This window comes from Micromonospora sp. URMC 103, assembly GCF_051386435.1.
Classification (GTDB): Bacteria; Actinomycetota; Actinomycetes; order Mycobacteriales; family Micromonosporaceae; genus Micromonospora.
This window is the reverse complement of record NZ_JBPQTR010000006.1, coordinates 747,244-765,630: the sequence shown is the minus strand read 5'-3', so window position 1 is coordinate 765,630 and position 18,387 is coordinate 747,244. Positions and strand designations below refer to the sequence as shown.

Genomic DNA, 18,387 nt, shown 5'->3' with positions numbered 1-18,387 from the left:
CCGGCGCGACGTGTGCCTCCAGCGAGGGTAGCCGGACGCGGCCGACGGGCGGGGATCCGTGCGGTGAACTGTGCTGCGGTCGGTCAGCGGCCGGTGGGGCAGGCCGTGGGGGCCGGGCCGAGGGTGTCGCTGGCCACGGGCGCGGGACGGTTGCAGCCGATGGCGGCCCGCAGGGCGTCGGAACGCTGGCGGACGGCGTCCAGCAGCGCCAGCGAATCGCGGGTGCGCTCCCGGTCGGCCCGGGCGGCACCGGGAAGCAGGTCGTTCAGCGCGCGCCGCTGCGCGGTCACGAACGTGTTGACCGCCTCCAGGCCGGCCGCGTCGGCGCGCTGCACGGCGGCGCTGGTGAGCAGCCGTACGCCCTGGCGGGTGTCGGCGTCCATGTCGTCGAGCACCGCGCTGAACCCGGCGTGGTCGCCGCGCAGTTCGGCGGCCTCGCCGAGCCGTGTCCGGGCGAAGTCGAGGAAGAGCTGGCCACGGCTGATGTCCGAGCTGGCCAGGGCGAGCTGGGCACGCTCGGTGGAGCGTTTCATCCCGTACAGCGCGTCGCCGGGCACCGCGTTCTCGCTGGCCGCGGAGATGCCCGAGACGGCGATGGCGCCGGCCGCCACACCGACGAGGATGGCGCCCCGGGCCCGGGCCCGGCGGGCCGTGACCGCGGGCAGCAGACCGCGGACGCCCGCGGCGGCGGGTCGCTGACCGGCCGGTTCGGCCGTCGCGGCGGCAACCGGCCGGCCCAGCCCCTCGCGCTCGGCGGTGGCCAGCAGCATGGCGCGCAGACCGGTGCGGAACTCCGGGTCGACCTCGACCGTCGGACGCTCGGCGACGAGCCGCTGCCCGACCGCCACGAGCGGTGCGAGCTGGTCGTCGACGCGGGACCGGACGTGGTGTCGTCGGCCGCCGTTGGCCTCGTCGAGAAGCTGAGCGAAGCGCTCCGCGCGCCGGCGGGAGAAGAGGATGTCGTCCACCGCAGGCACCTCCCTCTCGCTGGTCACGGCCGGTCGGCCGCCGTGGTGGCCGACGACCGGCGGCAGCGTGAAGCCGCAGAGGTGAGGTCGCGGGCGAAAGCACGCCCGTCGACCTCGGGAGCCCGGGGGGATACCGGGGCAACCACCGGTCGCACCCGGAGAAACGGAACGGACCGGGCACGGGTTACGGGCCCGCCGGGGCCGAAATCACGGAAAGTGACCAGGATCACCCTGCGGGACGGCCGCCGAGCTGCGCGGACGTGGTCGGACTCGGTCGGTCCCGCCGACGGGACTACGGTTGGAAGCCGTCGGGCAGGAGCCGCGCCAGGGCCCGCACCGCGCGGTACTGGAGCGCCTTGATGGCGCCCTCGTTCTTGCCCATGGCGCGCGCCGTCTCGGCCACCGAGAAGCCCTGGAGGAACCGGAGCACGATGCACTCCTGCTGCTCCGGGTTGAGCTGCTTGACGGCGCTCAGCAGGGCGACGTTGGTGATGTGCTCGACGACGGCCGCCTCCGGGCTGCCCTCGGGCCCGCGGTCTTCGCGGTCGGCGTCGAGGACGTCGCCGGTGGTGACCTCCAGCCGGTACCGGCCGGACTTGAAGTGGTCGGCCACCAGGTTGCGGGCGATGGTCACGAGCCAGGCGCCCAGGTCGCGGCCCTGCCACGTGAAGCTGCCGATCCGCTTGAGCGCCCGCAGGAAGGTGTCGGAGGTCAGGTCCTCGGCCAGTTGCCGGTTGCCGACGCGAAAGTAGACGAAGCGGAAGACCGTGTCGACGTACCGGTCGTAGATCAGCCCGAACGCCTCGGCCTCCCCGGCCTGCGCGCGCTCGACGAGCGCCCAGACCTCGGTGGCCGGGTCGGACGGGTCGGGGCGGCTCGGGTAGCCGGTGGCGCTGCCGGTGCCGGCGGGGGCCGGGGCCGCCGGCACGGCGGGCAGCACGGCCGTCTCGCCGGCCGACGGGTCGCTCACGGCGGGGGAGTGGTCGACCCGGCGGCTCTGCGCGGGCATCGTGGGGCGTGCGGGCGCCGCCACCCGGCCACCGGCCGGCTTCGCGTTTCCGCCCGGCACGGCCGGCCGTGCCGGGGGCTCGTTGTGGTGCGGCCGGTTGCGAACCCGCTTCGCCGTGCCGTCGCCCGCCACGGCGAGGCTGCCGCTGTCGTCCGGCGCGCCGGCGGAGCGCTCGTTGACGCCGGTGCGGGGGGTCGGGCCGGTCAGGCCGAGCGGCCGGTCCGCGTAGCCGAACGTGGTCATCGTGTCGCCCCCGTCCCACCAGCCGCCGACCGCGCCGGACGGGCACACCGGACGGGTGCGCCGCGCTCGGGCAGAGCGGGTCGGGGGTGTGCCGGCGGGCGGCAGTTCCCCTTGAGGTGCTGGTCCAATGCGCTGACGGGCACGGGGGCCTCCTCGGGCTGAGGGGTGTCGACTCACGGCAAATGGGGTGAGCCGACCCGAGTGATGATAGGGCCAACGTCACCCGCGCGTGGCAAGTCCGTTACACAGGGCCGAAGTATTTCCCTCCGTGTCGCACAGATGGCGGACCGGTTGTCCGTCGTGTGCGGTTGACTTTCGACGGTTTCGGTGGTCCGGAGTGGAAGCCCTGGTCAGGAAGGCGACGCCGGTCTCCGCGTGCCCCCTCTCGGTCGGGTAGCCGACAGGCCGACGACGACGGCTCCCGGCGTGTCGGAGCGTCCCGTCCACGGGACCTCATCGGACCGTCCACGGCACACAATTTCGTCCCGTGCACGGGACCGTCCTCCCGCCGCCGGCGACCCCGCGCGGGGCCGGGGCGGGCCGGCGGCGGAGGGCATGGCCGCCAGCGGTCCGCTGTGCCAGACTCAGCCACCGTGCAGGACGCAGCGGGCAGCTCCGTGCCGAACCTCGCCGACCGGGTACGCCGGACGGCCCTCGCCGACGGCGACCGACCGGCCCTGCGCTGGCGGGACCGCAGCATCGGATGGTCCGAACTGGACGCGTCGGTGACCGCCGTCGCCCGTGCGCTGGCCGCCGCCGCGCCCGGACCGGACGGGAGCGGGCGGCCCGCCCGGGTGGCCATCGCCCTTCCCAACACGCCCGACTTCGTGGTCACCTACCTCGCCACCCTGCGCGCCGGGCTGGTCGCGGTGCCCGTCAACCCCGGCTCCACGGCGCCGGAGCTGCGGCACGTGCTCGCCGACTCCGGCGCGGCCGTGCTCGTCGCCACCGAACGGGTCCGCGACCTGGTCACCACCGTCGCCGCGGAGCTGCCGGCGCTCACCGCCGTGCACACCCGGCCGCCGTCCGCGCCTGCCGGGAGGGCCGGCGACCCCGACGAGTTCCCGGTACGCGGACGCGACGACCTGGCGGTGCTGCTCTACACGTCCGGCACGGAGGGTCGGCCCAAGGGCGCGATGCTCTCGCACGGGGCGCTGCTGGCCAACCTCGAACAGGTGGGCCGGATCGAGCCGCCCGTCGTCGGGCCGGACGACACCGTCCTGCTGGCCCTCCCGTTGTTCCACGCGTACGGGCTGAACTCGGGGCTCGGCGCGGTGATCCACCACGGCGCGACCGGGGTGCTGGTGGACGACGTCGGCCCGGACGCCGCGCTCGCCGAGATCGCCCGGCACCGGGTCAGCGTGCTCGTGGGCGTACCGTCGATGGTCCTCGTCTGGTCGACGACGGACGCGGACGCGCTCGCGGCGGCCCTGGCGTCGGTGCGGGTGGTGGTCTGCGGCGCGGCGCCGCTGGAGCCGGCCGTCGCGGCCCGCTTCACGACGGCCACCGGACGCCCGGTGCACGTCGGCTACGGCCTCACCGAAACCGCGCCGGTGCTCACCTCCACGCTGGTCGGTGGGGCGCCCAAGGCCGGCTCCATCGGGCGGCCACTGCCCGGCGTCGAGCTGCGCCTGGTCGGCGCGGACGGCACGGACCTCTGGCACGACGGGGAGGCCACGCCGGACGAGGACACCGACGGGCCGGACCTCTCCGACGTCGCCGTGGGCACCGACCCCGGGCAGATCGTGGTGCGCGGCGCGAACCTGTTCGCCGGGTACTGGCCCGACGGGCGCGGCGGCCCGGACGCGGCGGGCTGGTGGGCCACCGGTGACGTGGCCTACGCCGACGAGGACGGCGACCTCTTCCTGGTCGACCGGCTCGGCGAGTTGATCCTGGTCAACGGCTTCAACGTCTACCCGCACGAGGTCGAGTTGGCGCTCGTCGCGCATCCCGGGGTGGCCGAGTCGGCGGTACTGGGTGTGCCGCACCCCCGGACCGGCGAGACTGTCCGGGCGTACGTGGTGCGGGCCGCCGGCGAGCCGGTGACCGCCGACGAGCTGCTCGCCCACTGCGCGCGGAACCTGGCCCGGTTCAAGTGTCCGACAAGCGTCGAGTTCGTCGACGCGCTGCCGTACTCCGTGATCGGCAAGGTCCGCAAGACCCAGCTCCGGTCGGCGACCGCACCGGCGGCACCCGCGGTGCCGTCGCCGGCGGCGCCGGTCGACCCACGTACGGAGGTGCCCGATGGCCAGTGACGCCCGACTCACCCTCATCACCCGGCCCGGGTGCCACCTGTGCGACGAGGCCCGGACGGCGCTGGAGCGGGTGGTGGCCGTCACCGGCGACCGGTGGGTCGAATGGGACGTCACCGACGACCTGGACCTCGAGCGCGACTACGGCGACCGGCTGCCCGTCGTGCTGCTCGACGGCAAGGAGCACGGCTACTGGCGGGTGGAGGAGGAGCGCCTGCTGCGCGATCTCACCACACCGCAACTGTGAGCGCCGGCGGTAGGGTTCGGCGATGACCCCTGCGCACCCCCACCTCGTCTGGGACTGGAACGGCACCCTGCTCAACGACCTCAGCCTCGTGGTGGCCTCCACGAACGCCGCGTTCGCCAGCGTGGGCGGCCCGACCGTGTCGGCCGACGAGCACCGGGTGCGCTTCCGTCGACCGGTGGCCGAGTACTACGCCGACGTGCTCGGCCGGGCCGTCGACGAGGAGGCGTTCGGCCGGCTGGACCGGATCTTCCACGACGCGTACCGCAACGGGCTGACGACGTGTGAGTTGGCCGCGGACGCGCGGGCCGCCATGGCCGCGTGGCCCGGCACCCAGTCGCTGCTCTCCATGTGGTTCCACGAGGAGCTGGTGCCCACCGTGCGGGGCTTCGGGCTGACCGAGACCTTCCTGCGGGTGGACGGGTTCCGCGGCGGGCTCGGCGGCGGCCCCAAGGCGGAGTCGCTCCAGAAGCACCTCGCCGAGTTGGGCGTGGACGGCCGCTCGGTGGTGCTGATCGGCGACTCCGTCGACGACGCGGACGCCGCGGGCGCCGTCGGGGCGCGGGCCGTGCTCTACACCGGCGGCTTCACGGACCCGGCCCGGCTGCGCGCGTCCGGCCACCCGGTGGCCGACACGCTCACCGAGGCCGTGACGCTGGCGCGATCCCTGGCCTGACCGGCCCCGCCGGTCAGTCGCGCAGGTACGCGAGCACGGCCAGGACCCGGCGGTGCTGCTCGGTGTCGGGCGGCAGGTTGAGCTTCGTGAAGATGTTGCGCACGTGCTTCTCCACCGCGCCGTCGCTGACCACCAGCGTCCGTGCGATCGCCGTATTGGACCGCCCCTCGGCCATCAGGGCGAGCACCTCCCGCTCCCGCGGGGTCAGCTCCCGCAGCGGGTCGTCGCGCCGGCGCCGGGCGAAGAGCTGGCCGACGACCTCGGGGTCGAGCACGGTGCCGCCGCCGGCCACCCGCCGCACCGCGTCCAGGAACTCGTCGATCGCGGCCACCCGGTCCTTGAGCAGGTAGCCGATACCGCCCCCGCCGGCGCCGCCGGTGGTCGCGAGCAGGTCGTCGGCGTACGAGACCTCGACGTACTGGGAGAGGACCAGGATCGGGCTGCGCGGCACGAGGGTGCGGGCCTGCACCGCGGCGCGTAGCCCCTCGTCGGTGTGCGAGGGCGGCATCCGCACGTCGACGATCGACACGTCCGGCCGGTGGGCCACCACCGCCTCGACCAGCGCGTCGCCGTCGCCGACCACCGCCACCACCTCGTGCCCGTGCTCGGTGAGCAGCCGGACCAGCCCCTCCCGGAGCAGGACGGCGTCGTCGGCGATAACGATGCGCATGGTGGTGTTGTCTATCACGTCCGCCTCACAGCGGGAGGTCCGCGCGGATCTCGGTGGGACCGCCCGGCGGGCTGACCACCACCAGCTCGCCGCCGGCGGCCCGGATCCGGTCGGCGATGCCCGCCAGCCCGTGGCCCTTCGCGACGTGCGCGCCGCCCTGGCCGTCGTCGCCCACGCTCACCCTGAGCCGCCGTCCCGACCGCAGCACGGCGACCTGGCACTCGGTGGCCCGGCTGTGCTTGGCGACGTTGGTGAGCGCCTCGGCCACCACGAAGTACGCGGTGTTCTCCACCGCCGGGTCGAGCCGCCCCTCCGGGGTGCCCAGTCCGGGATCGACGGACAGCTCGATCGGGATGAGCCCGCGCCCCGCGAGCGCCGCCAGCGCGCTGGGCAGGCCGCGGTCGACGAGGATCGGCGGCGCGATGCCGCGGGAGAGCGCGCGCAGCTCCGACAGCGTGTCCCGGGTCTGGGTCACCGCCTCGTCGAGCGTCCGTCCGGCCGCCTCCGGGTCGGTGGCGAGCTGCTGCCGGGCCCGGCTGAGGTCCATCGCGAGCCGGACGAGCCGCTGCTGGGGGCCGTCGTGGATGTCCCGCTCCAGCCGGCGCAGCGCGGCCGCCTCGGCGGAGGCCGCGGCCCGCTTCTGCTCCTCCAGGGTCGTGATCCGGTCCTGCATCTCGGCAACCCCGGTCAGCATGGCCCGCGCGAAGCGGGCCTGCAGCAACGCGCAGCCCCGGATCACGATCGGCAGGGTGATGAGGAAGAAGAGCCCGAACGCCGTGTGCAGGCCGACCCGCGCCGCCGTGGAGCTGCCGAGACCGAGCAGCTCGGGCAGGTCCGTGTCGCCCTGCCCGTGCGGCAGGGTCCAGTCGTACGTCCAGTAGAGGCTGCCTCCGACGGCACCGGCCCACCAGGTCACGGTGATCACGAAGGTGGCCACCGCCACGACCAGCTTGAAGATGCCGTGGGCGAGGTCGAGCCAGGACTGGGTCTCGCTGATCGGCACGAAGATCCGTCGCCAGGCGCTGGCGCCCGGCTCGGCCGACCGGTAGGTCGGCCGTACGCGGGGCTGCCCCAGCACGGACGGCAGGCGGAGCCTTTCGATGTCGGCGAAGCCCCGGGCGGTGTGGAGGACGCCGCTGAGGATCGGCAGACCGATCACGGTCACCACGAGGCCGGCGCCGAGTGACAGGCCGACCACGAGGACGATGAAGCTGGCCAGCGCCAGGGGGAAGCCGAGCAGGACGTAACCGGAGTCGAGGAAGAGCTGGCGGGTGACGGTGGGCGCCAGCCTCGGCGGGTCGGCGGCAGCGGGAACGGCGGTCATGTCCAAAGGCTAGGCAGCCGGGGCCCTCCGACCCATCCCGCAGCCCGGCCTCCCCACCGTAGGGCTGCCCCTACCCCGCGCCCGCCCTCCGCCGCCCGCGCCCGCTTTCCCCGCCGCCCCCGCCCCCCGCCCCCGCCCCTCCACCCCCGCGATCTTGCGGTTTCGGACCCAGCTTCGTCACTTTCCTCCCGGTGTGCCGGGGCGGTAAGTGCAAGATCGCGGGAAATGCGGAGCGCGGCGGCGCGGGATTGGTCAGAGAAGTCGCAATTGAGCAATAATCGCCGGGCGGCGCCGCTGGCGGCTGCCGATCGATCTTGCGGAATGGAGGCCCAGGTGAAGCCGCGTCGCGACCTGACAAGATCGCGATTTGTGCACGTCTTCACAAGCGCCTACTCTGTAATTCCGACGCGCCCTGCTAGCACAGCCGGCACCCTCGGTCGCCAGCGGGAGTCCCGAAACGGCCGACCACCGGAGTTGGCCGAGGATCGCACCGCACGGAGTCTCATGAGTCAGCACCGTCACCCTGGCGCGCCCGGTAGCGCCGGTGCCGTACCGGCGCTCCCGGACCTGCCGGAGGCGACCGTCGCGCGGCTCCCGGAATATCTCCGCGCCCTGCACAACCTCGCCGACACCGGCCACGAGACCGTCTCCAGCGAGGGGCTGGCCAGTGCCGCCGGCGTGAACTCCGCGAAGCTCCGCAAGGACCTCTCGCACCTCGGCTCGTACGGCACCCGCGGCGTCGGCTACGACGTGGCGCTGCTGATCGAGCAGATCGAGTCGGTGCTGGGGCTCACCCAACGGCGGGCGGTCGCCCTGGTCGGCGTGGGTAATCTCGGTCACGCCCTGGCCGGCTACGCCGGCTTCAAGAGCCGCGGATTCCGGATCGCCGCCCTCTTCGACGCGGACCCGGCCCGGGTCGGCGAGGAGATCAACGGCCTGGTCGTGCGGCACGTCGACGAGCTGCCCCGGGTCGCCGCCGAGGAGTCGATCGCCATCGGCGTGATCGCCACTCCGGCGGCCGCCGCCCAGCCGGTGGCCGACCAACTCGTCGCGGTCGGCGTGACGAGCATCCTGAACTTCGCGCCCTGCGTACTCTCGGTTCCGGAGGGGGTCGACGTACGCAAGGTCGACCTCGCCATCGAGTTGCAGATCCTGTCCTTCCACGAGCACCGCAAGGCGTCGCTGACCGCGCTCCCCGCCACCGGCGGGTCCGCCCTCACCGCTCTGCCGGGTGGGCTCGCGGCCACCGACTCCCAGGAGGCGATCGGCACGTGAAACTCCTCGTCGTCGGCGCGTCCTACCGCACCGCCCCGGTCGCCACGCTGGAGCAGCTGGCGGTGCCGCCCGCAGAGCTCACCCGCACGCTGGACCGCCTGGTCGCGCAGCCGTACGTGAGCGAGGCGGTGCTGGTCTCCACCTGCAACCGGGTGGAGGTCTACGCCGCCGTGTCCGGTTTCCACGGCGGTCTCGGTGACATCTGCGCCGTGCTCGCCGAGCAGGCCGACTGCCCGGCCGCGGCGCTCGCGAACCACCTCTACGTGCACTACGACGCCGCGGCCGTGGACCACGTGTTCCGGGTCGCCACCGGGCTCGACTCGATGGTGGTCGGCGAGGCGCAGATCCTCGGCCAGCTCCGCGACGCGTACCACTGGGCCACCGGCGCCGACTCGGCCGGCCGCCTGCTGCACGAGCTCATGCAGCAGGCGCTGCGGGTCGGCAAGCGCGCGCACGCCGAGACCGGCATCGACCGGGCCGGCCAGAGCGTCGTCACCGCCGCGCTGGAGCTGGCGGCCGGTCATCTCGACGGCGACCTCGCCGGCCGTCCGGCGCTGGTCGTCGGCGCCGGCGCGATGGGCTCGCTGGGCGTGGCCACGCTCTCGCGGCTCGGCGCCGCGCCGCTCAGCGTCACCAACCGGGGGGCCGACCGGGCCGTCCGGCTCGCCGAGTCGTACGGCGCCACGGCCGTCCCGATGGCCGAGCTGCCGAGCGCGCTCTCCACAGTGGACATCGTAGTGGCCGCCACCGCGGCCACGGAACCGGTCCTCACCCGGTCGGTCGTGGCCCGGGCGCTGGCCGAGCGGGCGCCGGAGCGCGGGCCGCTGGTCCTGCTCGACCTGGCCGTGCCGCGCGACGTCGAGGCCGGCGTGGCCGAGCTGCCCGGTGTCGAGGTGATCGACATCGACCGGATGGCCGCGCTGCTCGCCGACGGCCCGGCCGCGAGCGAGGCCGCCGCCGTCGAGCGCATCGTCGGCAGCGAGGTCGAGGGCTTCCTCACCTGGCTGCGCGGCGCCGACGTGGCCCCCACCGTGGCCGCCCTGCGCGGCCGTGCCGACGACGTGGTCACCGCCGAGCTGCGCCGGCTGGCACAGCGGCGCCCGGACCTCAGCGACGACCAGCGCGCCGAGGTCGCCCGGACGGTGCACCGGGTGGTGCAGCGGCTGCTGCACCAGCCGACGGTGCGCGTCCGCCAGTTGGCCGCGGAGCCCGGCGGCGACCAGTACGCGGCCCTGCTCCGCGAGCTGTTCGACCTCCAGGTGCCACAGACGTCCCCGGTCGACACCGTCCCCGACGTCGTGGAGACCGATCCCACTCCGTCCACCGGAGGTGAGCGATGACCGCCCCCCTGCGCCTCGGCACCCGAGGAAGCGCCCTCGCGACGGCCCAGTCCAGTCATGTGGCCGAGGCGCTGACCGCGGCCACCGGGCGCCCCGTCGAGCTGGTCGAGGTGGTCACCGCTGGCGACCGCTCGAACGCGCCCGTGCACCGGCTGGGCGTCGGCGTCTTCGTCTCCGCGCTGCGGGACGCGCTGGTGGCCCGCACCATCGACTTCGCGGTGCACTCCTACAAGGACCTGCCCACCGCCGGCGCCGTCGGGCTGCACATCGCGGCGGTGCCGCCCCGGGAGGATCCGCGTGACGCGCTGGTCGCCCGCGACGGCCGTACGCTGGCCGAGCTGCCGCCGGGCGCCACGGTCGGCACCGGCGCGCTGCGCCGCATCGCCCAACTCCACGCGCTCGGGCTGCAGCTCGACGTCACGCCGATCCGCGGCAACGTCGACACGCGCCTGGGGCGGGTGCTGGGTCCGTCCGCCGACCTCGACGCGGTCGTTCTGGCCCGGGCCGGGCTGGCCCGGCTGGGGCGGGCCGGCGAGATCACCGAGACGCTCGACCCGATGCTCATGCTGCCGGCGCCCGCCCAGGGCGCCCTGGCCGTGGAGTGCCGGGCCGACGACACGGATCTGATCGAGCTGCTCGCCGTGCTCGACCACGCACCGTCCCGCGCCGCGATCACCGCGGAGCGGGCGCTGCTGGCCACCCTGGAGGCCGGGTGCAGCGCACCCGTCGCCGCCTACGCCATCGTCGCCGAAGGCGAGCCGACCGGCTCTGGCGCCGAGGGCGATGTTCACCAGGAGATCTACCTGCGCGGGGCGGTGATCAGCCCGGACGGCACCCGTGACCTCCGGCTGTCCCGCACCGGAACGCCCGCCGACGCGGCGGAGATCGGCAAGGCACTCGCCGCCGAGCTCCTCGACCTCGGCGCCGACTCGATCCTCGGCCACGAAGGACACACCGGCCCGGGGACCCAGCAATTTGGGAGCACAGAATGACCCGCACCCGTAAGCCCGTAGGCCGGATCGCGTTCGTCGGGGCCGGCCCCGGCGACCCCGGCCTGCTGACCCGCCGGGCGCACGACGCCCTGGTCGACGCCGACCAGGTGGTGTACGACCGGGGAGTCCCCGAGTCGCTGCTTGCCGCCGTGCGCGCCGAGGCCCGCGAGGACGCCGAGTTCACCCCGGCCGAGGGCGCGCCGGGCGACGTGGCCAAGGTGCTGATCTCGGCGGCCCGTGCCGGCCAGAACGCGGTGCACCTGGTGGCCGGGGACCCGTTCGGCCACGACTCGGTGGTCAAGGAGGTGCAGGCCGTCGCGCGCACCGCCGCGCACTTCGAGGTGGTGCCGGGTGTGGGCCAGGCCGAGGGCGTGGCCACCTACGCGGGCGTGCCGCTGCCGGGCGTACGCACCGCGGCCGACGTCGAGGACGTCAGCACGCTGGACTTCGAGGCGCTGGCCGCGGCGGTCGCCCGGGGCTCGCTGGCGCTCGCGGTGGACGCCGGTGATCTCGCCGCCGTCCGGGACGGGCTGCTCGCGGCGGGCGTGGACGGCGCCACCTCGGTCGGGGTGACCGGCGACGGCACCGGCGAGACCCAGTACACGACCAGCTCGACGGTGGACAGCTTCGTGGCGGCGGCGCTCGGCTTCACGGGCCGGGTGGTGCTCACCCTCGGCGAGGGCGTGGCGCAGCGGGACAAGCTCAGCTGGTGGGAGAACCGGCCGCTGTACGGCTGGAAGGTGCTCGTGCCCCGCACCAAGGAGCAGGCCGGCGTGATGAGCGCGCGGCTGCGGGCGTACGGGGCCATCCCGTGCGAGGTGCCGACGATCGCCGTGGAGCCGCCGCGCACCCCGGCGCAGATGGAGCGGGCCGTCAAGGGCCTGGTCGACGGCCGGTACGCCTGGGTGGTCTTCACCTCGGTGAACGCCGTCCGCGCGGTCTGGGAGAAGTTCGCCGAGCACGGCCTCGACGCACGGCACTTCGGCGGCGTGAAGATCGCGTGCATCGGCGACGCGACCGCCGACGCGGTCCGTGCGTTCGGCATCCAGCCGGAGTTGATCCCGTCCGGGGAGCAGTCCTCGGAGGGCCTGCTGGCCGAGTTCTCACCGCACGACGAGGTGCTCGACCCGGTCGGCCGGGTGCTGCTGCCGCGTGCCGACATCGCCACCGAGACGCTCGCCGCCGGGCTCACCGAGCGCGGCTGGGAGGTGGACGACGTGACCGCGTACCGGACCGTCCGCGCGGCCCCGCCGCCGGCCGAGATCCGCGACGCCATCAAGTCGGGCGGGTTCGACGCGGTGCTCTTCACCTCGTCCTCCACCGTCCGGAACCTGGTCGGCATCGCCGGGAAGCCGCACGCGCGTACCGTTGTTGCCGTTATCGGGCCCAAGACGGCGGAGACGGCGACGGAGTTCGGCCTGCGGGTCGACGTCCAGCCGCAGCACGCCTCGGTGCCCGACCTGGTGGAGGCGCTCGCCGCCTACGCCGTCGAGCTGCGCGAGAAGCTCGCCGCCATGCCGGCCAAGCAGCGCCGCGGCTCGAAGGTGCAGGGCCCGACCGCCCTGAGGTTCCGGTAGTCGTCAGGAGGAATCGTGGGTTACCCCGAGATCCGGCCCCGCCGTCTGCGCCGCACCCCGGCGCTGCGGCGGCTGGTTTCCGAGACCCGCGTCGACCCGGCCGAGCTGGTCGTGCCGATGTTCGTGAAAGAGGGGCTCACCGAGCCCCGGGCCATCGCGTCGCTCCCGGGGGTGCTCCAGCACTCCCGTGACTCGCTGCGCAAGGCGGCCGTCGAGGCCGTGCAGGCGGGGATCGGCGGGATCATGCTCTTCGGCGTGCCCGCGGAGCGGGACCCGGTCGGCTCCGGCGGTATCGACCCCGAGGGCATCCTCAACGTGGCCATCCGCGACGTGGTGGCCGAGGTGGGCGACGCCACCGTGGTGATGAGCGACCTCTGCCTCGACGAGTTCACCTCGCACGGGCACTGCGGCCTGCTCACGCCGGACGGCGAGGTGGACAACGACCGCACGCTCGCCGCGTACGCGGAGATGGCGGTGGCGCAGGCCGACGCCGGGGTCGGGGTGGTCGGGCCGTCCGGGATGATGGACGGCCAGGTCGGGGTGGTACGCCGGGCGCTGGACGCCGCGGGTCACCAGGACGTGGCCGTGCTGGCGTACGCCGTGAAGTACGCCTCGGCGTTCTTCGGGCCGTTCCGCGACGCCGTGGAGTCGGCGTTGGAGGGCGACCGGCGCGCCTACCAGCAGGACCCGGCGAACCTGCGGGAGTCGCTGCGCGAGGTCGCGCTCGACGTCGCCGAGGGCGCCGACATGGTGATGGTGAAGCCGGCGCTGCCGTACCTCGACGTGGTGTCGGCGGTCCGCGCGGCGGTCGACGTTCCGGTCGCGGCGTACCAGGTGTCCGGCGAGTACGCGATGGTCGAGGCGGCCGCCGCGAACGGCTGGATCGACCGGGAGCGGGCCATGCTGGAGACGCTCACGTCGATCCGGCGGGCCGGTGCCCAGATCATCCTCACCTACTGGGCCGTCGAGGCCGCCCGGCTACTCCGCGAGAGCTACTGATCGACGCGGACGCGTCCGCCTGGCCCGGTCCGCGGACCGCGGGGAGGCGGGCGCGTCGGGCGCGCGCTCCGGCGTGTCTCGCCGCGGTGAGCCGGGCGTGCGGTCTGCGGGGCGGGCCGGGCGTGTGGTCTGCGGTGCGTGCCCGGCCTGCGTCTGCGGGGCGGGCCGGGCGTGCGGTGTGCGGTGTGCGGAGCCCGGCGTGCCGGGCGCAGGGCGGCCCGGGCGCAGGGCGGGCCGGGCGTGCGGGGCTGGTCCCCAGCCCGGGCGCGATGACTTCCGTCCGACGCGCTGCACCGCCCGGGCGGACCAACCTGATTACCCAGCGTGACGTTCGCGCCGCCCCCACCCACACCCCTTTCCGTCCTTTGCTCTGCACCCCCATATGCAACAGCTACTGTGCGCGAGCGGTGCCTATAGGGGTGCAGAGCAAAGGAGGCGAGGTGGGTGCCGGCCTCGGGTGGGATCCGTGTGGAGAAGTCGCTGGTCAGCGCGATATTTGCTGTCCGCCGGCCTGGGACGCGCTCGGTAAGCAGCCAATCGCCGTCACTCTCGGTGAGAAGTCGTCGTCGATGACCGCCGATCACGCCGCGTGATGGCTTCGGGTGGCGCGCCGGTCGTCGGAGAGTCAGCGGTTGTCCACAGGGCCTCGCGTTGTCCACAGGCGGAGCGAGCGGGATTGCGGCGCGCTCCGCCGCCCGGGACGGTGACTCCATGACCGATTCGCCGAGTCCGGGCGGCCCCGACGCCGCCGTCCCGGGTGGCAACCCGGCCGATCCCGGGCCCGCCGCAGCGCAGTTCGACCCGCCGCCGAGCGGCGAGAGTGAGCCAGACCGAGGCGAACCGGACCAGGGCGAGCCGGACCGGAGCGAGCCGGACCGGAGCGAGCTGGACCGGAGCGAGATCGACCCGCTGTCGGCCGCTACCGCGGCACCGGTGCTCGTCACCGAGCCGTTCGACGTGCCGTGGCCGGCGGCGGGCATCGTCCGGGCGGTCCGCCGCCGTGCCGATCTCAGCCAGCGGGAGCTGGCCCGCTGGGCCGGCGTGAACCACGCCACCGTCGGTCGCATCGAGGCCGGCCGGATGGTCCCCAGCATCGCGTTGCTCCGGCGCATCATCTCGGTCGCGGGTTACCGCCTGGCCGTCGTCAACGAGTGCGGTCGCGTGCTCCGCCCCATGCGCGACCGGGCCGACACACGTGACGGTGCGGAACGGCGGTACCCGTCACACCTCGACACCATCCTCGACCCCGAGCCGGGGGAGTGGTGGGCGGACGTCTACGGGCTCGCGCGCCCGCCCGAGACGTTCTACCGCAACCGGCGAGTTCGGGACGCGATGCGGCGGCGCAGCCAGTGGGAGGTGCGGGTGGCCAAATACCGGGACGTTCCGCCGCCGCCCCGCTGGTGGCGAGTGGGCTGAGGCCGCTCCGCGCGGGCGGCCCCGAACGCGGGCGGCCCCGAACGCGGGCGGCCCCGAACGCGGGCGGCCCGCCGATCCGGGGATCGGCGGGCCGCCGTGGAGCGTTCGTGCCGGTCAGTCGTCGTCGCGGATCGTGCCCGTGGCGAGCGGGTCGGTCAGCCGCAGGCCGGGCACCCCGGCGACCAGCAGGGTCAGCTTCTCGTCCGACTCCCGCTTGCGGTCACCGTGCACGGTCACCGGGAACGCCAGCGAGGTCTGCCCGGCGGCCAGCACCTTGCAGCCCACGTACGGTTCGTAGTCCGAGCCGGCCTGGGCCGTGGTGCCGTACGTGGCCGCGCAGACCAGCACCGGCTGCGACAGCGGCCGCGACACGGTGGCGGTGAAGGTGAGCTGACGGTCGCCCTTGTCGCCCTCCGCCACCGACACGTCGGCGACGCCCAGCGCGGCGCGGGAGTGGAACCGGGCCACCTGCGGGTCGTGGTCGCTGGAGCCGCGCGACCCGTCGCCCGTGTGCTCGGCCGGCCAGTCGGCGTTGATGTGCGCGGCCCGCACCTGCACGAGGTCGTCGTGCAGCGCGTCGTTGACGAACAGGTGGTCCAGCGTCTGCGCCTGCCCCTCGAAGCTGTACGAGTAGGCGGACGCCGGGACGTCGGCGACGAGGTCGTCCCACAGGTTGTGCAGGCCGGCCGCGTAGAGCGGGGCCAACTGGTCCGACGGGGTGGGCTGGGCGCCGGTGGCGATCGGGTCGTCCGGACGCGGGAAGACGTTCAGGTCACCGCCGTACACCACCCGGGCGTTCGCGTCGCCCGCCTCGATCGCCGTCACGATCGCCGCGCCGTACGCGGCCTGTTCCCGCCGCTGCCCGACCCGGCTGTCCGGCCCCGACGAGTAGTGGTTGCTGACCGCCCACACGGTGAACCGCTCGGCCGAGCCCGGCGCCGCGGCCACGCTGAACTTGCCGACCTGCGGCGCGCGGGTGAAGACGTTGTCGCCGTCGGTCCCGGTCGACGTGTCCACGTCGGCCGGCAGCAGCGCGTTGAGCGCCTTCGGGTTCTGCACGTCCGCGTTCGCCGGCAGCCCCGCCGCCCGGTACTGGACGGTCGGCGCCGACCCGAGCACCGGATCTCCGGCCGCCGCGGGAGCGAGGCGCACCCGGTCCGTGCGGTAGAGGAACGCCGCCGTGATGCCGCGGGCGTCCGCGCCGGTGCGGTCGTACGCGGCGGCGTACGCCGGGCCACCGGCCGCGGCCACCGCGAGCGCCAGCTCCTGGATCGTGTCGGGCGCGCCGTCGGCGTTGTCCGTGCCGCCGCAGGCCAGCGCGCCGCCGGTGACCGTGCAGATGTCCTGGTCCTCGGCCTCCTGCACGAGGATCAGGTCCGGCGCGTGCAGGTCCGTCACGATCTGGTCGGCGAGCGAGGTGAGGTGCTCCCGGTAGTCGGCCTCGCTGGCCGGCACATAGTCGAACGGCGGGCGGACACCCGTGCAGCCCGGGTTGCCCGTGAAGTCGCAGCCGTCGAAGGGGTCGTCGCGGAAGTCGTAGAGATTTTCCACGTTGTAGGTCGCGACGGCGAACTCCTCGGACCGGTCGGCCGGCTTCGGCGGGTTGTTCCGCGACGGGTCCGCACCGGCCGTGAACTCGATCTGTTCCACCTGCACGCCGTACTTCTCGAACGAGTAGTACACGCCGCCGAAGGCGTCCTGCGCCACGGTGTCGAAGGTGCGCGCCGGCGCGATCAGCGTGCCGCTGTCACCGGTGGTGCCCTTCACACCCATGCTGCCGAGCAGCACGCGCTGGCCGTTGCCGTCGTCGAAGAGCCGCGTCGGGTCGTTGTCCAGCGGGTGCGCGTCCCGGAAGACCCGGCGCGCGTACGGGTCGGCGCGGTCCAGCACCGGGTCGTCCCGGTCGACGACCCAGACCTCCGCGTCGGCCGTGGACGCGAAGACGTCCCGCCCGCTCACCGCGCCGCTGCCCGAGCGGACCCGCAGCCGGGCACCCTCGTGCCGCTCCCAGAAGCGCCCCGCGGCGGCCAGGTCGGCCGGCGGCGCCGCGTCGGTCACCTCGACCTCGGCGTTGACGTCGAGGCCCGAGGCGAGCTTGCGGACCAGCGAGGCGCTGGACAGCTGGGTCATGGCGAAGTACTCCGACACGCGAGCGCGGAGCACCACCTCGTCGCCGACCGTCGGCACGTAGCCGCCGATCAGCGACGTGAACGCGCCCATGAACACGAAGATGCCGTCCGAGCTGGTCGGGTCGCCGTCGGTGGCGCCCCGCCGGCTCTGCAGGAAGAAGCCGTACTGCGCCTCACCCGCCGAGGTGCGGGCCAGGGTGCGCTGCGTGATCACGCCGCGGACGTCGTACAGCGCGCTGCTCGTGCCGTTGCCGCTCGCCGGAGCGAGCGGTGACCGGTCGGCCGCGCCGGACTCGCTGTCGGACGTCGGGCCCTGCACCTCGCCGACCGTCAGCTCGCGGGTCACCTGCACCGACAGGGTGCAGGTCGCGGTGCCGCCGCCGGCGTCGGTGGCGGTCAGCGTGACCGTGTACGCCCCGGCCGCGAGGTCGGCGCTGGCGCTCACCGTGGCCCGGGCAGTGCCGCCCAGCCCGTCGGCAGGCGTCACGGCGGTGCGGCTGATCGAACCGGTGGCCGGAGTCGGGCTCACCGCGGTGACCGCCAGGTCGACGATCGTGTCGTCCGGGTCGGTGGCCGTGACCTCCCGGGTGGCCGCCGTGCCGGCGGCCGTGACGAGGGCCCCACCGCAGGTCACCGTGGCGGGCACGTCGACCGGACCACCGCCGTCGACGGAGTGCGCGCCGAGGCCGTCGAACGTGTCGGTGGCGAAGCCCGCCCACTGCGCGGCCGGGTCGAACGGGTTGGACGGGTCCGTGTCGCCGGCCGTCACCGTGCTCAGACGGCGCAGGGTGTTGTCGGCGGTGCTGGTGACGCCCGACCCCCACTCGGTGCCCGGGTCCACGCCGACCTGGCCGATCGAGTCGACCACGACGTCACCTCGGCGCAGCACGATGGCGTCGTCGCCGTTGAACAGGCCGGCGCCGGTGGTCTGGTCGGCCTGGCCGAGGATGGCCGGCGCGGCCGAGGCCGCCGCGAACACGAACACCTCGCCCGACGCGACCGTGCCGGTCAGCGGGAAGCTCGTGGCGCTGGTGGAGCCGTTGAAGTAGAGCTGGAGCGAGTAGCCGCCGGCTGCCAGGTCGACGGGTGCGCCGGTGCCGTTGAACAGTTCGAGCGCCTTGTTGTTCGACGAGCCTTCGATGTACTCGGAGATGAACAGGTCGGTGGGCGCGGCGCTGGCCGCGGTGGGTGCGACGCCGATGGCCGTGGTGGTGACGGCGGCGGCGGTCGCGAGCGCGGCGAGTGTGCGGCGCGGGCGCATGAGGCCTCCACG

The 18,387-nt window shown here is 74.5% G+C and carries 14 protein-coding genes; 9 read left to right on the top strand and 5 right to left on the bottom strand.

Features of this window, described 5'->3' with window-relative positions; all coding sequences use genetic code 11:
- Window positions 1–83: 83 nt before the first annotated feature.
- Window positions 84–977 (bottom strand): DUF5667 domain-containing protein, encoded by an 894-nt coding sequence (locus ACSNOA_RS29840; protein ID WP_436663419.1) that lies wholly within the window; start codon window positions 975–977, stop codon window positions 84–86.
- 283 nt (window positions 978–1,260) lie between these two features.
- A complete protein-coding gene (locus ACSNOA_RS29835; RefSeq protein WP_436663088.1) occupies window positions 1,261–2,220 on the bottom strand; it encodes an ECF subfamily RNA polymerase sigma factor, BldN family in 960 nt (319 codons plus the stop codon).
- 593 nt (window positions 2,221–2,813) lie between these two features.
- Between ACSNOA_RS29835 and ACSNOA_RS29830 the strand changes: the two genes are divergently transcribed.
- The 3 genes from ACSNOA_RS29830 to ACSNOA_RS29820 are packed head-to-tail and all read left to right on the top strand — an operon-like array spanning window position 2,814 to window position 5,392.
- Window positions 2,814–4,475, top strand: coding sequence for an AMP-binding protein (locus tag ACSNOA_RS29830; RefSeq protein ID WP_436663087.1), 1,662 nt, complete (start codon window positions 2,814–2,816; stop codon window positions 4,473–4,475).
- A complete protein-coding gene (locus ACSNOA_RS29825; RefSeq protein WP_436663086.1) occupies window positions 4,465–4,719 on the top strand; it encodes a glutaredoxin family protein in 255 nt (84 codons plus the stop codon). The genes ACSNOA_RS29830 and ACSNOA_RS29825 overlap by 11 nt, the downstream gene beginning before the upstream one ends.
- Before the next feature lie 22 nt (window positions 4,720–4,741).
- A complete protein-coding gene (locus ACSNOA_RS29820; protein WP_436663085.1) occupies window positions 4,742–5,392 on the top strand; it encodes an HAD family hydrolase in 651 nt (216 codons plus the stop codon).
- A 13-nt stretch (window positions 5,393–5,405) separates the two neighbouring features.
- Here the strand turns inward: ACSNOA_RS29820 and ACSNOA_RS29815 are convergent, their stop codons facing one another.
- Together ACSNOA_RS29815 and ACSNOA_RS29810 are read right to left on the bottom strand one after the other, a co-directional pair.
- Complete coding sequence (locus ACSNOA_RS29815; protein ID WP_436663084.1) at window positions 5,406–6,062, bottom strand: response regulator transcription factor; 657 nt, start codon at window positions 6,060–6,062, stop codon at window positions 5,406–5,408.
- A gap of 25 nt (window positions 6,063–6,087) precedes the next feature.
- Complete coding sequence (locus ACSNOA_RS29810) at window positions 6,088–7,386, bottom strand: sensor histidine kinase (protein WP_436663083.1); 1,299 nt, start codon at window positions 7,384–7,386, stop codon at window positions 6,088–6,090.
- A gap of 504 nt (window positions 7,387–7,890) precedes the next feature.
- Here ACSNOA_RS29810 and ACSNOA_RS29805 point away from each other — a divergent pair.
- The 6 genes from ACSNOA_RS29805 (at window position 7,891) to ACSNOA_RS29780 (ending at window position 14,985) form a co-directional block, all read left to right on the top strand.
- Entirely contained in the window at window positions 7,891–8,661 is a 771-nt protein-coding gene (locus ACSNOA_RS29805; protein ID WP_436663082.1) for a redox-sensing transcriptional repressor Rex, read from the top strand.
- Window positions 8,658–10,001: a glutamyl-tRNA reductase gene (locus ACSNOA_RS29800; protein WP_436663081.1), complete on the top strand. Its 1,344-nt coding sequence runs from the start codon at window positions 8,658–8,660 to the stop codon at window positions 9,999–10,001. The genes ACSNOA_RS29805 and ACSNOA_RS29800 overlap by 4 nt, the downstream gene beginning before the upstream one ends.
- Window positions 9,998–10,993 carry a hydroxymethylbilane synthase gene (gene hemC, locus ACSNOA_RS29795; protein WP_436663080.1) on the top strand — a complete coding sequence of 332 codons (996 nt, stop codon included), beginning with the start codon at window positions 9,998–10,000 and terminating at the stop codon, window positions 10,991–10,993. The genes ACSNOA_RS29800 and hemC overlap by 4 nt, the downstream gene beginning before the upstream one ends.
- A complete protein-coding gene (locus ACSNOA_RS29790) occupies window positions 10,990–12,570 on the top strand; it encodes a uroporphyrinogen-III synthase (protein WP_436663079.1) in 1,581 nt (526 codons plus the stop codon). The genes hemC and ACSNOA_RS29790 overlap by 4 nt, the downstream gene beginning before the upstream one ends.
- A gap of 15 nt (window positions 12,571–12,585) precedes the next feature.
- Entirely contained in the window at window positions 12,586–13,569 is a 984-nt protein-coding gene (gene hemB / locus ACSNOA_RS29785) for a porphobilinogen synthase (RefSeq protein WP_436663078.1), read from the top strand.
- A gap of 711 nt (window positions 13,570–14,280) precedes the next feature.
- Window positions 14,281–14,985: a helix-turn-helix domain-containing protein gene (locus tag ACSNOA_RS29780; RefSeq protein ID WP_436663077.1), complete on the top strand. Its 705-nt coding sequence runs from the start codon at window positions 14,281–14,283 to the stop codon at window positions 14,983–14,985.
- A gap of 114 nt (window positions 14,986–15,099) precedes the next feature.
- Here the strand turns inward: ACSNOA_RS29780 and ACSNOA_RS29775 are convergent, their stop codons facing one another.
- Window positions 15,100–18,375: a lamin tail domain-containing protein gene (locus tag ACSNOA_RS29775; RefSeq protein WP_436663076.1), complete on the bottom strand. Its 3,276-nt coding sequence runs from the start codon at window positions 18,373–18,375 to the stop codon at window positions 15,100–15,102.
- Window positions 18,376–18,387: the final 12 nt, after the last annotated feature.

Bases quoted from the DNA above. Each gene is read 5' to 3' on its own strand.
- ACSNOA_RS29835 (WP_436663088.1), bottom strand. From the start codon at position 2,220: ATGACCACGTTCGGCTACGCGGACCGGCCGCTCGGCCTGACCGGCCCG.
- ACSNOA_RS29825 (WP_436663086.1), top strand. From the start codon at position 4,465: ATGGCCAGTGACGCCCGACTCACCCTCATCACCCGGCCCGGGTGCCAC.
- ACSNOA_RS29820 (WP_436663085.1), top strand. From the start codon at position 4,742: ATGACCCCTGCGCACCCCCACCTCGTCTGGGACTGGAACGGCACCCTG.
- ACSNOA_RS29815 (WP_436663084.1), bottom strand. From the start codon at position 6,062: ATGCGCATCGTTATCGCCGACGACGCCGTCCTGCTCCGGGAGGGGCTG.
- ACSNOA_RS29810 (WP_436663083.1), bottom strand. From the start codon at position 7,386: ATGACCGCCGTTCCCGCTGCCGCCGACCCGCCGAGGCTGGCGCCCACC.
- ACSNOA_RS29805 (WP_436663082.1), top strand. From the start codon at position 7,891: ATGAGTCAGCACCGTCACCCTGGCGCGCCCGGTAGCGCCGGTGCCGTA.
- hemC (WP_436663080.1), top strand. From the start codon at position 9,998: ATGACCGCCCCCCTGCGCCTCGGCACCCGAGGAAGCGCCCTCGCGACG.
- ACSNOA_RS29790 (WP_436663079.1), top strand. From the start codon at position 10,990: ATGACCCGCACCCGTAAGCCCGTAGGCCGGATCGCGTTCGTCGGGGCC.
- ACSNOA_RS29780 (WP_436663077.1), top strand. From the start codon at position 14,281: ATGACCGATTCGCCGAGTCCGGGCGGCCCCGACGCCGCCGTCCCGGGT.
- ACSNOA_RS29775 (WP_436663076.1), bottom strand. From the start codon at position 18,375: ATGCGCCCGCGCCGCACACTCGCCGCGCTCGCGACCGCCGCCGCCGTC.